At 63.8% G+C, this 14,090-nt stretch carries 10 protein-coding genes; 7 read left to right on the top strand and 3 right to left on the bottom strand.

The window, feature by feature from the left end; genetic code table 11:
- Window positions 1–75: 75 nt before the first annotated feature.
- The gene (locus ACVIHF_RS08020) at window positions 76–747 is read left to right on the top strand and encodes a class I SAM-dependent methyltransferase (protein ID WP_253609502.1); all 672 of its coding nucleotides are present in this window, start codon (window positions 76–78) and stop codon (window positions 745–747) included.
- Window positions 748–768: 21 nt separating this feature from the next.
- On the opposite strand, the gene ACVIHF_RS08025 is transcribed toward ACVIHF_RS08020, so the two are convergent.
- The 3 genes from ACVIHF_RS08025 to ACVIHF_RS08035 form a co-directional block, all read right to left on the bottom strand.
- Complete coding sequence (locus ACVIHF_RS08025) at window positions 769–1,488, bottom strand: class I SAM-dependent methyltransferase (protein ID WP_253609501.1); 720 nt, start codon at window positions 1,486–1,488, stop codon at window positions 769–771.
- Between the two features lie 8 nt (window positions 1,489–1,496).
- Window positions 1,497–2,807, bottom strand: a complete 1,311-nt coding sequence (locus ACVIHF_RS08030) for a nucleotide sugar dehydrogenase (protein ID WP_253609500.1) — start codon at window positions 2,805–2,807, stop codon at window positions 1,497–1,499.
- A gap of 78 nt (window positions 2,808–2,885) precedes the next feature.
- Entirely contained in the window at window positions 2,886–4,190 is a 1,305-nt protein-coding gene (locus tag ACVIHF_RS08035; protein WP_225641875.1) for a glycosyltransferase family 4 protein, read from the bottom strand.
- 117 nt (window positions 4,191–4,307) lie between these two features.
- On the opposite strand from ACVIHF_RS08035, the gene ACVIHF_RS08040 reads away from it, so the two are divergent.
- From ACVIHF_RS08040 to ACVIHF_RS08065, 6 genes are all read left to right on the top strand, one after another.
- Complete coding sequence (locus tag ACVIHF_RS08040; RefSeq protein WP_456791890.1) at window positions 4,308–5,546, top strand: glycosyl hydrolase; 1,239 nt, start codon at window positions 4,308–4,310, stop codon at window positions 5,544–5,546.
- Between the two features lie 111 nt (window positions 5,547–5,657).
- The gene (locus ACVIHF_RS08045; RefSeq protein WP_253609498.1) at window positions 5,658–7,838 is read left to right on the top strand and encodes a bi-domain-containing oxidoreductase; all 2,181 of its coding nucleotides are present in this window, start codon (window positions 5,658–5,660) and stop codon (window positions 7,836–7,838) included.
- 1 nt (window position 7,839) lies between these two features.
- On the top strand, window positions 7,840–9,828 hold the full coding sequence (locus tag ACVIHF_RS08050) for a heparinase II/III family protein (RefSeq protein WP_253609497.1): 1,989 nt from the start codon (window positions 7,840–7,842) through the stop codon (window positions 9,826–9,828).
- On the top strand, window positions 9,825–10,979 hold the full coding sequence (locus ACVIHF_RS08055) for a glycosyltransferase (protein ID WP_253609496.1): 1,155 nt from the start codon (window positions 9,825–9,827) through the stop codon (window positions 10,977–10,979). The genes ACVIHF_RS08050 and ACVIHF_RS08055 overlap by 4 nt, the downstream gene beginning before the upstream one ends.
- A gap of 668 nt (window positions 10,980–11,647) precedes the next feature.
- Window positions 11,648–12,919, top strand: coding sequence for a calcium-binding protein (locus ACVIHF_RS08060; protein WP_253609495.1), 1,272 nt, complete (start codon window positions 11,648–11,650; stop codon window positions 12,917–12,919).
- Between the two features lie 459 nt (window positions 12,920–13,378).
- Complete coding sequence (locus tag ACVIHF_RS08065) at window positions 13,379–13,993, top strand: class I SAM-dependent methyltransferase (RefSeq protein WP_141340804.1); 615 nt, start codon at window positions 13,379–13,381, stop codon at window positions 13,991–13,993.
- The last annotated feature ends 97 nt before the right edge of the window (window positions 13,994–14,090 follow it).

The following is a 14,090-nucleotide window of genomic DNA, read 5'->3' on the forward strand; positions in this document are numbered from 1 at the left end:
AAAATCGATGCGTCGTAGCGTGAAGGATCGCGCATGCCGTGCCAGACCGGACCGACCGGTAGCAGGAGACTGACCTTGCTGGGTACGATTCAAGCTCGATTTTCCAATGCGGCGCGCCAGCGGCGCGGCGAATTCCTCGTCCGCACCGTGAACCTGCCGCTCGATGCGAAAATCCTCGATCTTGGCGGTGGCACCGGCCGGCACATTCGCGCGATCCTGCCTCGCCATACCGACATCACGGTTTGCGACATATCGGCCGACGATCTGAATGCCGCGCGCGAGCGCTTCGGCTTCAAGACGGTGTTGCTGCGGGAGACCGAGCGCCTGCCGTTCGACGATCAGGCGTTCGACTTCTGCTTCTGCTCGTCGGTGATCGAGCATGTCACCGGGCCGAAGCAGGATGTCGTGACGATCGAGGACGAAGCGGCGTTTCAGAGCATCGCGCGCGAGCATCAGAACCGTTTTGCGGGCGAGATCTCGCGGGTCGCGAAGTCCTTCTACGTGCAGACGCCGTACCGGTACTTTCCGATCGAAAGCCATACCTGGCTGCCGGGCATCATCGTCCTGCTGCCGAGGCGGCTGCAGATCGCGCTGATCAGTATATTCAACCGCTTTTGGTTCAAGCGCACCGCGCCCGACTGGCACCTGTTCGACTGGCGCGAGATGACCGAAACGTTTCCGGACGCGAAGATCTATCGCGAACGCTATCTCGGCATGACCAAATCGCTGATGGCGATCAAGGCCTGAGGCAGCTATCCGCCTGCCAGGTCAATCGTCGCGCCGGGCCAGGACGTTGATCAGCGTGCCGACCGTCGCCTGGCGATCGAGCACCGGCGGGAGCGGGGAGCCGGCAAAGCTGCTCCCCAGCATCGTGAAGCCGGGTTGTCGCAGCAGATCCTGCATGGCCGCCGGCGAGGTGTCGAATTTGGAGAACGCGAGATAGCGAAACAGCGGCCGCGCCGACACGCGTGAAGAGGCCGCATGCGCGAGCTTGTAGCTCCGGCGCAGCAGCGATCCGCGGTTGGGGATGGAGAGCAGCAAAAACCCGCGAGGCCTGAGCACGCGATGCATCTCGGCGAGGCACTGCGCCGCGTCGGGAACATATTCCAACACGCTCGCGCACAGCGCGCCGTCGAAGGATCGATCGGGAAATGGCAGGCTTGCGATGGTCGGGATCTGCTGAAATGTGAGGCGCGCGGCGAGCGCGCCGCCGGCGCGGCGGCCGTGTGCCGCCGCAATCATCTCCGATGATGCGTCGACGCCGGTGACGTCGCAACCGCGTGCGGCGAGCAGGCGGGATAGCGTTCCGGTGCCGCAACCGGCGTCGAGCCAGCGCTGCCCATTGAGGTCCGCGTTCCCGAGCAGGCCGAACATCGCGGCCGTCCGCGCCTTGAAGGTGCGGCTCTGATGCAGCGTCTCCCATCCCGACGAAATCTCGTCGTGAAAGCGGATTTCGGGTCGCTCGCGGGTCTGGCCCATGGTGGCCATGATATTCCCTACCAGTGAAAGCCGCTCACTTTGGCGCGCACCTGCTCGGGCAATCCGATCTCCGACAGTTCGAGCACGACCTGGTCGGGACGGGTCGCCGTCAGCGCCGCAACGAAGCGCGGATCCGCCGTCGTCAGCACAATAATGTCGGCCCACTCGATGGTTGCCGTCACGTCGTCGTTCAACAAGCCGACCAGCTCCGGATTGCGCATCAGGAAATCCCGGTTGGCGCCGATCAGTTGCGAGAGCTGCACATTGGGGTCGTAGATCCGGATGTCGCGCCGCTCGCCGCGCAGGCTCTTCACCAGCCTCACGAAGGGACTGTCGCGGACGTCGTCGGTGCCGGCCTTGAAGCTGATGCCGAGGAACGCGATGCGGCGGCCCTCATGCGACAGGATCCAGTCGGCGCCGCGCGACATGATCATGTCATTGCTCGGCAGGATGCTCTCGAGCACCGGCGTCGACAGTCCGCGGCTGTGTGCAAGGTGCTTCAGCGCCTTGACGTCCTTGGGCAGGCAGGAGCCGCCGAACGCAAAGCCTGGCCGCAAATAGGCCGGCGAGATGTTGAGCCTTGTGTCCTGCATGAAGATGTTCATGACGTCGCGCCCGTCGATGCCGAGCGTCTTCGCAATCGTGCCGATCTCGTTGGCAAAGCTGACCTTGAGCGCATGCCAGCTGTTGTCGACATATTTCACCAGTTCCGCGGTCTCGACCAGCGGCGTGATCTTGGCGCCCGGCAGGTCCTTGTAGAGCGCCATGACGCGGTCGGCGGTTTCCTGATTGAAAGCGCCGACCACGGTCTTGGACGGCGCGTTGAAATCCGCAATCGCGCTGCCCTCGCGCAGGAACTCGGGATTGAACGCAAGGTCGAAATCGCGTCCGATCCTGTTGCCGGAGGCTTCCTCGATCAGCGGCCCGACGGTGCCGCGGGTGGTGCCAGGCAGCACGGTGGAGCGGATCGTCACGGTGTGCGGCGCGTTCTTGGCGCGCAGTCCGCGGCCGATCTCGATCGCGACCTGTCGGATCGCGGTCAGGTCGAGGTTGCCGTTGCCGGACGAGGGCGTGCCGACGCAGACCATCGATATGTCGCTGTTGACGATCGCTTCGGTGGCGTCGGTGGTCGCGGTCAGCTGACCGGTTGCCACCGCGCGCGCCACCTTGTCCGAGATGCCCGGCTCGACGACCGGCGACCTGCCTCCGCGGATCAGGTCGACCTTCGCAACGCTCTTGTCGACGCCGATGATCTGGTGGCCGAGTTCGGTGAAGCAGGCGGCGCACACCGTTCCGACATAGCCGAGGCCGAAAATGCTGACGTTCATGCTTCGACCTTCAACAATCCAGGACGTGCGCGTGGCCGCAGCCGCGTCGCGTTTGACGTGAGTGAGGCGGCTGCGCGTTCAAGACGATACCCGCCCGGCGGCTGCGTTCGCGCTGGAAGTTTGCGAGGTCGGCCGCTCGGCGGGGGCATGCGCGCGCGGTGCACGGCTTTGTACGGGGACCTTCCCGGCGAACAACGCCTCATAGGCCGCGAGCAGCTTCGGCTCCTCATGCGTCCACGACAGCGCGCGCTCGACGCGGTTACGGCCAAATGCCCCCATCGTCTGCCGCAATGCCGGATCGTCGATCAACGTAATGATCTTGCTGGCGAAATCTCTCCGGTCGTTCTTCGCAGCATAGAGCGAGGCGTCGAGTGCCGAGCGGCGGCCTTCGCGAACGTCGAACTGAACGATCGGCCGTCCGAGCGCCATGTACTCCATGATCTTGTTCATGGTGGAGATGTCGTTCATCGGCGTGACGCGGTCCGGATTGACGCAGACGTCAGCGGTCGAGAGCATCGTGAACAGCGCGTCATCCGCGATGGCGCCGGTGAAGTTCACGTAATCGGAGAGCTGCATCTCCTCGCAGAGCTTGACCACCGCATTCCACTCCGGCCCGGTGCCGGCGATGTTGAACTGGATGTCGGTGCGGCCGAGATCGTGCACGATGTGGCCGATCGACTGCAGCAAGAGATCGATGCCTTCCGACTGGCCGATCACGCCGACATAGCCGACGCTGTAGCGCCGGCCACGGCGCCAGGCCGGATCGGCCGGCCGCGAGCGCACCCGGTCGAGATTAGGGCCGGATCGCACCACGAAAACCCGGTTGGCCGGCATGCCGCCGCGCGTGATCGCGATCTCGCGATAGGATTCGTTGGTCGCGATCGAGATGCTCGCCGTCTTGAAGGTGAGATATTCGACCAGCCGCAGCAGCTGCCAGAACAAGTCCTTGCGGCCGAATTTTGCTTCGTAGAGCTCGGGATTGACGTCGTGATGATCGAACACGAAGCGCTTGCCGCCGAGTTTGAACAACAGGCCGATCAGGAAGATGAGGTCGGGCGGATTGCAGCCCTGGATCACGTCGAAGCCGTGCTTCCACGCCACCTTGATCGCGAGCAGCGTTTCCCAGAACAGCGCAACCGGATATTCGATCAGGTAGGCGGCGATCCCGCGCGCTTCCACCGGCATCGGATGGCGATAAATGTGAATGCCCTCGAGGCATTCGTAGGACTCGTCATGACCCCGCCCCTTCGGGCAGATCACAGAAACTTCATAGCCCGCCTTGCGCAGCGACGTTGCTTCGCACCACACCCTGCGATCGAAAGGAACCGGAAGGTTCTCGACGATGAACAGGATCCGCCGCGGTGATGGTTCAGCTCTCGACATCTGAGATGATCTATACCATTGACCTAACAACGTCACAATCCGACTAACATCGGCATTAACATGCGCGGCTTCCACTATGCAATCCCGGCACCGATGTGACGGCGACGAGACAGGGACATGGCAGGCAGAGTGAGGGATTGGGGCCAAAGGGCATTGATTGCGCTGGTTTTGAGCGCGCTGCTGCCGCTGGCCTACAAATGGCCGCTGCAGTGGAATGGTTCGACGTCAAGCGATGCGCTGAGTGCGAGCCGCGTGAACGCGGTGATCCCGCCGACGCTTTTCGGCATGACCATCAATGCGATCGGGCAGTCACAGCCATGGCCTGAGCTCAGATTCGACGGCGTTCGGCTGTGGGGCGCGATCTACTGGGCGCAGATCAACCCGGCGCCCGGCATCTACAATTGGGCGCGCTTCGACGCCATCCTGGCGGCGGCCGAGCGAGAACACGTCGAGATCGTTCTCAATCTCGCCTATACGCCGCGCTGGGCCGCGTCGGTGAAGGATGCGCCGCCGGCGTTCACGCCCGGTGCAAGCTCACCGCCGGCCGATCTCGCGTCATGGGACGACTGGGTGCGCGCGGCCGTGGCGCGCGCCGCCGGCCGCATCAAATACTGGGAAATCTGGAACGAGCCCGAGGATCCCAAATATTACTCGGGCGATATCGCGACCATGGTCCAGCTGCAGAAGCGGGCCTACGAGATCATTAAAGCCAGCGATCCCACCTTGACCGTGCTGACACCGCCGTCCAACGGCACGCCGGACGGATATCGCTGGCAGCAGGCCTTCATGGCGCAAGGCGGCGGACAATATGCCGATGTGTTCGCCTTTCACGGCTATACGAGCGAACCCGAGGCGGTGATTGGAATCATTGCGCGCTTCAGGAAAATCCTTGCCGCGCACGACCTGTCCGCGAGGCCGATCTGGGACACCGAGGCCGGCTGGTCGTCCTATGAGGACAATCCAGACGGGTGTCTGGCACGCGCCTACATCCTGAAATGGATCAGCGGCGTCGACCGGTTCTATTGGTACGAGTTTGCCGGAGGCGGCAGCGACTTTGGAAAATTATGGGACCCGGCGGGCGGGCTGCTTCCGAGCGGAATTGCCTACCGCACGATCCAGTCCTGGCTGGTCGGTGCAAGTGTCGTGGCCGCAGGCAGGACGTCGCCGACGACCTGGCGCGTCGAGCTTCGCATGCCGGATGGCCGTAACGGCTTGATCCTCTGGACCACTAAGGGCCGGTCCGTTTACCGGGCCGACCCGCGTTTCAGCCTTTACGAGGGCCTCGACGGCGGCGAAGGGCCTGTCGCCAACGGCGAGGTCGAGATCTCGCCAAAACCGGTCCTGTTGCTGGAATGATAACAATGTTAAGTCCCCGGCAATGAGACAATTATGACGATGTTCTTGGCTTCATTGCGGGCGTTGGGCGCGATACAAGGAGCGCTGTTAACTTGAGGCGATTGACCGACTGTGAAGCAGATCGCGCAAAACTATAAGAGCGGCGAGCTCAAGCTGATCGATGTGCCGGCGCCGCGCTGCCGCCCCGGCGGGGTTTTGGTGCGCACGGCGTTTTCCGCGGTGTCGACCGGCACCGAGATGATGAAGTTCACCGAAGGCCGCCTGTCGCTGCTCGGCAAGGCGCGCGCGCGACCCGACCAGGTGGCCAAGGTGGTGAGCTCGGTCCGTCAGCAGGGGTTGCTTGCGACCTATCAGAAGGTGATGAACCGCCTCGATTCCTACACGCCGCTCGGCTACTCGCTGTCGGGCACCGTCGTGGAAGTGGGCGAGGGCGTCGGCGGCTTCTCGGTCGGACAGCGTGTCTGCTGCGGCGGCAATCAATATGCAACCCACGCCGAATATAATTGGGTGCCGGTGAACCTCTGCGTGCCGCTGCCGGACAGCGCTGCGCTGGACCAGGCCGCATTCACCACGATCGCCTCGATCGCGCTGCAGGCGATGCGCCAGTCGGAGATCCGTTTCGGCGAGACCGCCTGCGTGATCGGCCTTGGCCTGATCGGGCAGATCATGGTGCGGCTGCTGCGCAGCGCCGGTGTCGTGGTCGTCGGGCTCGACAGGCTGGAGGCGCGATGCCGGCAGGCGGAGGCTGCTGGCGCCGCGGTCTGTGCCGTCGCATCGGATGATGCCGCGGCCGAATTCCGCGCCCGGATCGACCAGCTGACCGCAGGCAACGGCGTCGATTGCGTGTTCATCACCGCAGGCAGCGACGATCCCGATCTCGCGTCGCGTTCGGCGGCGCTGCTGCGCGACCGCGGCCGCATTGTCGATATCGGCAAATGCACGCTGAACCTGCCGTGGAGCGAATTCTACGACAAGGAGCTCGACGTGCGCTTCTCGCGCTCCTACGGCCCCGGCCGCTACGATCCGCTCTATGAGGAGGGCGGCATCGATTATCCGATCGGTCATGTGCGCTGGACCGAGAAGCGCAATATGGAGGCGATCGTCGCGCTGCTCGCCGACGGGCGGCTCGATTTTTCCTCGCTGATTTCCGAAACGGTGCCGCTGGAGCAGGCGACGTCGGCGTTCGAGCGCATGAGCCGTGGCGAGGTCGGTCTCGGCATGGTGTTCGCCTATCCGGACGCCGCTCCCCGCGCGATGCAGATGACCTATCGTCCGGCGGTTGCCCTGCGCAGCGGCCGGGTGCGGCTCGGCGTCATCGGCGCCGGCAATTATGCCTCCAGCATGCTGTTGCCGCAGCTTGCGAATAACCAGCGCGTCGATCTCGTCGAGGTCGCCACCAATACCGGCCTGAGCGGCGCCACGGCGGTCCGCAAGTTCGGCTTCGCGCGTGCCTCGACGGATGCGGCCTCGGTGCTCGGCGCCGACGACATCGATGCCGTGCTGATCGCAACGCGCCATGCCTCCCATGCCGACCTCGCGACGCAGGCGCTGCGCGCCGGCAAGGCGGTGTTTGTCGAGAAGCCCTTGGCGATCGATACAAGCTCGCTCGATCGATTGGAGCAGGTGATCCGGGAAACCGGCAACAGCCGGCTGATGGTCGGCTTCAACCGCCGCTTTTCGCCGCTGCTGCAGGGCATGCGCGCGGCGTTCGCGCCGGCAGGACCGCAGACCCTGCAATATCGCGTCATCGCCGGGCCGCTGGAGAAATCGTCCTGGTATCTGCAGGCCGAGAGCGAAGGCAGCCGCTTCGTCGGCGAGGGCGGCCATTTCATCGACGTGTTGTGCTGGTGGCTCGGCGCCGAGCCGGTGCGTGTCTCCGCGAGCACGGCGACCAAGGACGTCGACAATCTCGTCGCCACCTTCGATTTTGCCGACGGTTCGGTCGCGAGTCTCAGCTATCTCACCGGCGGCGATCCGCGGGTGCCGAAGGAAGCGCTCGAGATATCGGCAAGCACGGGTTTTGCCGCCTTCGACAATTTCTCGGGCTTCGAGGTCTGGCACGCCGGACAGCGCACGGCGAAGACAGCGCGGCTCGACAAGGGCCAGCGGCCGATGCTGGATGCCTTCATCGCCGCGGTCGCATCGGGCGCCGCGATGCCGATCGCGCTCGACGGGTTGCTGGCGACCACACGCGCAACGCTTGCCGTGCAGGAAAGCGCGGCCGCCGGGATGCCGATCGATCTGACGGTCGGCGCGGCAGAGCAGCGCGTCGCGCGCGCCTCGACGGCGTGAGATGAATCCGGCCTGGTATCTGCGCAGGCTGCAGCGCATGGAGCCGTCCGAGCTTGCGGGGCGGGTGAACGACCAGGTGCTGCATTTGCTCTGGCGGATCACTCCGCCCGATATCGCGCGGCGTGCCGGCGCCAGGCTCGCTGCCGGCCCGCGGCAGCCGCGCCTGAAGCCGCTGCCTTCGCGGGCCAGCGCTCCGCAACAGGCCGCCGAACGGCTGATCCAGAGCTCCGATCGGATTCTCGCCGGGCACTGGCGGATTTTCGCCAGGGATCATGGGGCCCTCGGCGAACGGCCCGACTGGTTCGTCGATATCAGAAGCGGCAAGCGGGCGCCGGCCGGCGTGCACGCATTCGCGGTTCCCTATCGTGACGAAACCGCGGTCGGAAACATCAAATACATCTGGGAGCCGTCGCGTCACCACCATCTCACGGTGCTCGCGGCCGCGTATTACCTGAGCTCCGACGAGCGCTACGCCAGGCGCGCGGCCGAGCATCTGGTGAACTGGTGGCGCGAAAATCCGTTCCCGCGCGGCCCGCACTGGATCAGCGGCATCGAGCTTGGCGTGCGGCTGATCTCATGGGCCTGGGTACGTCAGCTGCTGCAGAACTGGCCCGGCGCTGCCGCGCTGTTCGAGGACAACGAACTGTTCCTGACGCAACTCTATGCGCATCAATACTGGCTGTCGCAGTTCCCAAGCCGTGGCTCCTCGGCCAACAACCACCTCATCGCGGAGGCTGCCGGGCAGTTCGTGGCGGCTTGCGTGTTTCCGTTCTTCCAGGACAGTGCGCGATGGCGCGAGCAATCGGCCGCCACACTGGCGCACGAAGCCGTTGCGCAGACGCTTGCCTGCGGCAGCAACAGCGAGCTCGCGACCGATTATCATGGCTTTGTTCTCGAACTGCTGCTGGCGGCGGCAGTGCAGGGCGAGTCCTCCGGACATCCGCTTGGCGATGCAGTGTGGACCACGATGTGCCGCATGAGCGACGTCATTGCTGCGATGCTGGACGATCGCGGTCATCCGCCGCGGCAGGGCGATGGCGACGACGGCATCGGCCTGTTGCTCGACGATCACGCCGGCAATCGCTGGCTCGGCTTGCTCGCCAGCGGCGCGCGCCTGTTCGGCGCTCTGCCATGGTGGCCCACATCGCCGGAGCCCGATCTGCGCAGCTTTGTGCTCACCGACGGCATCGAGGCCCGTGCGATCGCCGGGCGGCCCAAGCGCCGCCCGCATCTGCTCGAAGGGGCGGGACAGACCTTTCTGATCGATTCCGACAAGGCTGTGTGGTGCCGTTGTGACCATGGCCCGCATGGCTTCGGCCGCATTGCCGCTCACGCCCATGCGGACGCGCTGTCGCTCGAATGCAGGATCGGCGGTGCGGAGATCTTCGCCGATCCCGGCACCTATTGCTACCATGGCGATCCGCGATGGCGGGCCTACTTCCGCTCCACGCTGGCGCACAACACGCTGTGCCTGTTCGCGCGCGACCAGTCGGGGTCGGGCGGGCCGTTTCTCTGGACAAGGCATGCGCAGAGCCGGCTTGTCGCAGCCAGCGGCCTGGACGATCGCGATGCGGATGCGAACTGGGTCGCGGAGCATTCGGGATATCGCGACGAAGCAGGTGTCGTGCATCGCCGCTCGGTGCAATTGCAGCGTCGGGCGGCGCGGCTCGTCGTCACCGATACCGTGCTGGCTGATGAAGGGCTTGCGGTGCCGGCGAGCCTCAGCTGGCATCTCGGTCCCGAGGTCGAATGCAGGCTCGAAGGGCACAGGGCGCAGCTCGCATGGCCCGGCGGGCGCGGCGAGCTCGATCTGCCGGCGGCCCTCAGCTGGGTGCCGTATCGGGGTGACGAGACCATGCCGGCCGGCTGGTATTCGCCGTCCTTCGATCTCAAGGTGCCGGCGACGACCTTGATCGGCTGCGGTACGCTCGCGGGCGGGCAAAACCTGGTGACCGAGCTGCGCTGGTTTTCAGACCCGGCCGGATCATGAAGATCCTGGTCGCTCACAACAGGTATCAGGGACGCGGCGGCGAGGACGTCGTGTTTGAAGCGGAAGTCGACCTGCTGCGCGCCGCAGGACACAGCGTTGAAACGCTCACGGTTAGCAACGCGGCGATCAATTCGCTCCCCGCGCGCATCACGACCACGCTGTCGATCGCCGATAATGCGGAGGGAAAGCGGGTCGTGGCGGAAGCGATCGACCGCTTTCGCCCCGACGTTGTGCACGTCCACAATTTCTTCCCGCTGCTGTCGCCCGCCGTGTTCGATCTCTGCCGGCAAAAGTGCGTGCCCGCGGTGGCGACCCTGCACAATTATCGCAGCATCTGCACCGGCGGCATGCTGCTGCGCGACGGCCGCATCTGCCACAAGTGCCTCGATCGCGGACACCTCTGGGGCGTCGTGCACCGCTGCTACCGCGGATCGCTTCCGGGCTCGATGGCGTCGGCCTACATGATCGCGCAGCACCAGCGCCGCGGCACCTGGACGCGTCCCGGCCTGCGCCTGATCGCGCTGACGCAGTTTGCCAAAACCCTGTTCACGCAGGCCGGCTTCGATGCCGACCGGATCGACGTGAAACCGAATTTCATGGTCGATCCGGGGGCGCCCGATCCAGCCACGCCGCGCAGCGGGCTACTCTATGTTGGACGGCTGAGCCGCGAGAAGGGCGTCGGCGTGCTGCTCGAGGCCGTTGCGGGGACCGGCGTGCCCTTGCGCGTCGTGGGCAAGGGGCCGGAGCGTGGTGCGTTGGAGGCTCGGGCGTCCGGCAATGTCACGTTCCTTGGCGGGCTCTCGCGCGATGAGGTGCTGCGGGAAATGGCGAATGCCCGGGCATTGGTGGTGCCGTCGCTATGGTACGAAGGATTTCCGATGGTCGTGGTCGAGGCCTTCGCGTGCGGCACGCCGGTCATCGCCTCCGAGATCGGCGGACTTGCCGAGGTGGTGAGCGCCGGCAAGACCGGCGCGCTGGTGCCGCCGGGCGACGCGGCCACGCTCCGAAATCGGATCAGTGAGGTTCTCGGCGCCGCCGAACTGACCGCCGCATGGGGACGGGCCGCACGAGCCGCCTATCTCGAGCGCTACGCGCCGGACGAGAACCGCCGGCTGCTCGAGGCCATCTACGCGCGGGCCGCCGGGGGATGATCGCCGCAGGTCGGCGCTCTGCCCGCGATCGGGCATCGCCGGTTCCATGCCGGCGTTGCTAACATATTGCGGCAAATCTGGTGTTAATTTGTTACAGCAGGGTGTCTGAGCGGCATCGCGCCAGGTTTTTGATCTTGCGGTCGAACGGCGCTGATTCTGCGGGTGATTCCATGGATCTCGCTTGATCGAGCCCGCAAACTGCTGCCAAGGGGCGCTATAACACTGGCCGGTGGGGCGCCGGCTGCGAAGTTTGACGCTTTTTTGCAAAACGTCTCATGCGATGCAGAAATATTTTTTTCAGATCAGAAAATCGCGTCGAAGCGCTCACAGCATCAGCGAAATTCTGCGCTCCCGCGGTATCCCGGGGCCCCGTGAAACCCCGTATAATCGCTACCCTTTTTTGCGTCGCGGCTAACATTGGCGATTGGCCTGCGCCCAATGTTATAGTGCATTGGAAGTAGTGCTAAGTCTCACATAAATCTCAGGGAACCAGGTGTTAACAGCGCATTGCTGATTGACACTCTGGCCTAACGGTCTTAACAATGGACTTAACAAGTTCGTAACCTGGGTCCACATTTGAGTTGCGTCGCAACAAACCAGTTGTGAATCAACAGCTTATGTGTGGGCGAGCGGCTTGAATCCTCGTATCCCAAGCAGGGGCTACATCGATGGCGACTTACAATCTAGACCAGACGGACCTCAAACACGCGATCAACGGAACGATCGATCACTCGACCCAGCAACAGATTCTTGACTATCTGATCAACGCGGGGATCGGATACACCAGCCCGGATAACGGCGCGACGATTCCGGTGCAGGAAGGGGCTGGGATCACCAACCCGGATCCGAACGCCAATGTTCTGATCGAAACCAACCCGATTAACACCGTTAACACCGACGCCAACCTGAAGGCGATCATCGAGGACACCAACAAGGACGTCACGCTGACGGTGAACGGCAGCACCCCGGTGCTGGTCGCGACCGGCCACGGCAACGATCAGGTGTTCATCAACAACACCGGCGACACGACGGTTCTCACCGGCTCCGGCAACGACACCATCTTCGGCGGTGCCGGTCACGACTCGATCGATGCCGGCTCCGGCAACGACGTGCTGGTCGACAACGTCTCCGGTCACAGCACGCTGGATGGCGGCAAGGGCAACGATTTGCTGTTCGGCTCCGGTGCCGACACCCTGAACGGTGGCTCCGGCAACGACACACTCTACGGCGGCAGCTCGTCGCAGCTGAGTGGCGGTGACGGCAAGGACGTGCTGGTGTCCGGCAGCACCGCCGGCAATTCCAGCACGCTGGATGGCGGCAAGGGCAACGATGCGCTGTACGGTGGTGCGGGCAACGACAGTCTGGACGGCGGCGCCGGCAACGACTCGCTGTATGGCGGTTCCGGTGTCGACACGCTGCATGGCGGCAACGGCAATGATCTCCTTGTCGGCGGTGCCCAGACTGCTGCTGAGTTCGGCGGCAACGGCAAGGACGTGCTCTACTCGGGCAGCGATGCGTCGCACGCGACCTCGCTCGACGGCGGTGCCGGCAACGACTCGCTCTATGGCGGCGCCGGCAACGACACGCTGCATGGCGGTTCCGGCAACGATACGCTGGTCGCCGGCTCCGGCACGCAGACTCTGATCGGCGGCGACGGCAAGGACTCGTTCGTCGGCTCCGACACCGGTACGGCCTCGATGGTTGGCGGCTCCGGTCAGGACTACTTCTACCTGAACAACGCCACCAGCAGCGACACCATCGATGGCGGTGGCGGCAACAAGGACTCCCTGACCTTCCTGGATCACGCTTCGACCGACGTGAGCGACATCAGCTCTGGATCGAACGGTTCTATGGACATCACCTTCAGCAATGGTCAGGTGACCCAGATCAGCAACATTGAATACCTGATCTTCAACGATGGTAACTCGACCAAGCTGTAAGATCCTAGGTCTGCACTAAGCGAAAGCGCCGCCCCAACCGAGGTTGAGGCGGCGCTTTTTTCTTTGATCGCCGGCATGGCCGTCAGGAATGGGTAATTGAAATTGAACAATCGAATACGCTGCCGTTGATGATCATGACGCACCTGCGATGAGTTCGACGGCTCGCCTCAAGGGGAAGCGCATGCGCGCATCCCGATTGGAACTTTGTCGGCCGATTCGCGTCGGATGCATCGAATCAATCACAAGTTCCGCCCGGGGCATTTCCGCCAATGGATGTTATAAGTTAGTTCGTCACATTCGGACCACGTAGCTTTTGTAAAGCCGTGCCGCTCGCTTGACACAACGGAGCTGCGCCCGATGGCTATCTGCGGCCCTGGCACCTTTGTTCAAGACGAACGATCGCTGCAGAACTCAGCCGCTTAACGAACTCGCGGAGCTCTCGAATTGGCCAAGAAAAAAATGCTGAATGCCGGCGCTGGATCGACGGTTACCAAGCGCATCCAGCCGCTCCTGACATCGCATGAATGGGACGAGATTCGATTAGACGTCGACGGCGGCGTGAACCCCGACGTCGTCGGGTCGATTACCGATCTTGCCCGGTTGTTCCCGGCGGCCTCGTTCGACGCGATCTGGTGTTCTCATGTCATGGAGCATCTCTACGCCCATGAGGTTCACCCCACGTTCGTCCAGTTCCGCCAAGTCCTCAAGCCGGACGGATTCGCACTGATCATGTCTCCTGACCTCGAGGCGGTCGCGCAGCACATGTTGACGCGCGGTCTCGGTGCGATCGCTTACGTCTCGCCGGCAGGTCCGATCCGGCCATTGGACATGATCTACGGGCATTCCGGCGCGATCGAGCAGGGGCGCTATCACATGGCGCACAAGACCGGCTTTTCGACCGAGCGGATGGGAAACCTGCTGCTCAGCGCCGGCTTTCCGACGGTTTCCGTTCGGAGCGGGAATTTTGAGATCTGTGCATTGGCACTCATGCCGGAGGCCAGGGATGAGCGGATCAGGCCGCAGCTGGAGGCCTGCGGATTCGACTTCCAGGAGACGGTGACCGCCGACTCGTGATTTGCCGATGTTAAACAATGTTATAAGGTTCCCTGGTTAAATCGCGCGAGAACGTGCTCGAAATTGGCTTCGCGGCCTGCCGTGAAACATATCTTTT

It is taken from the genome of Bradyrhizobium sp. USDA 4506 (assembly GCF_054058795.1).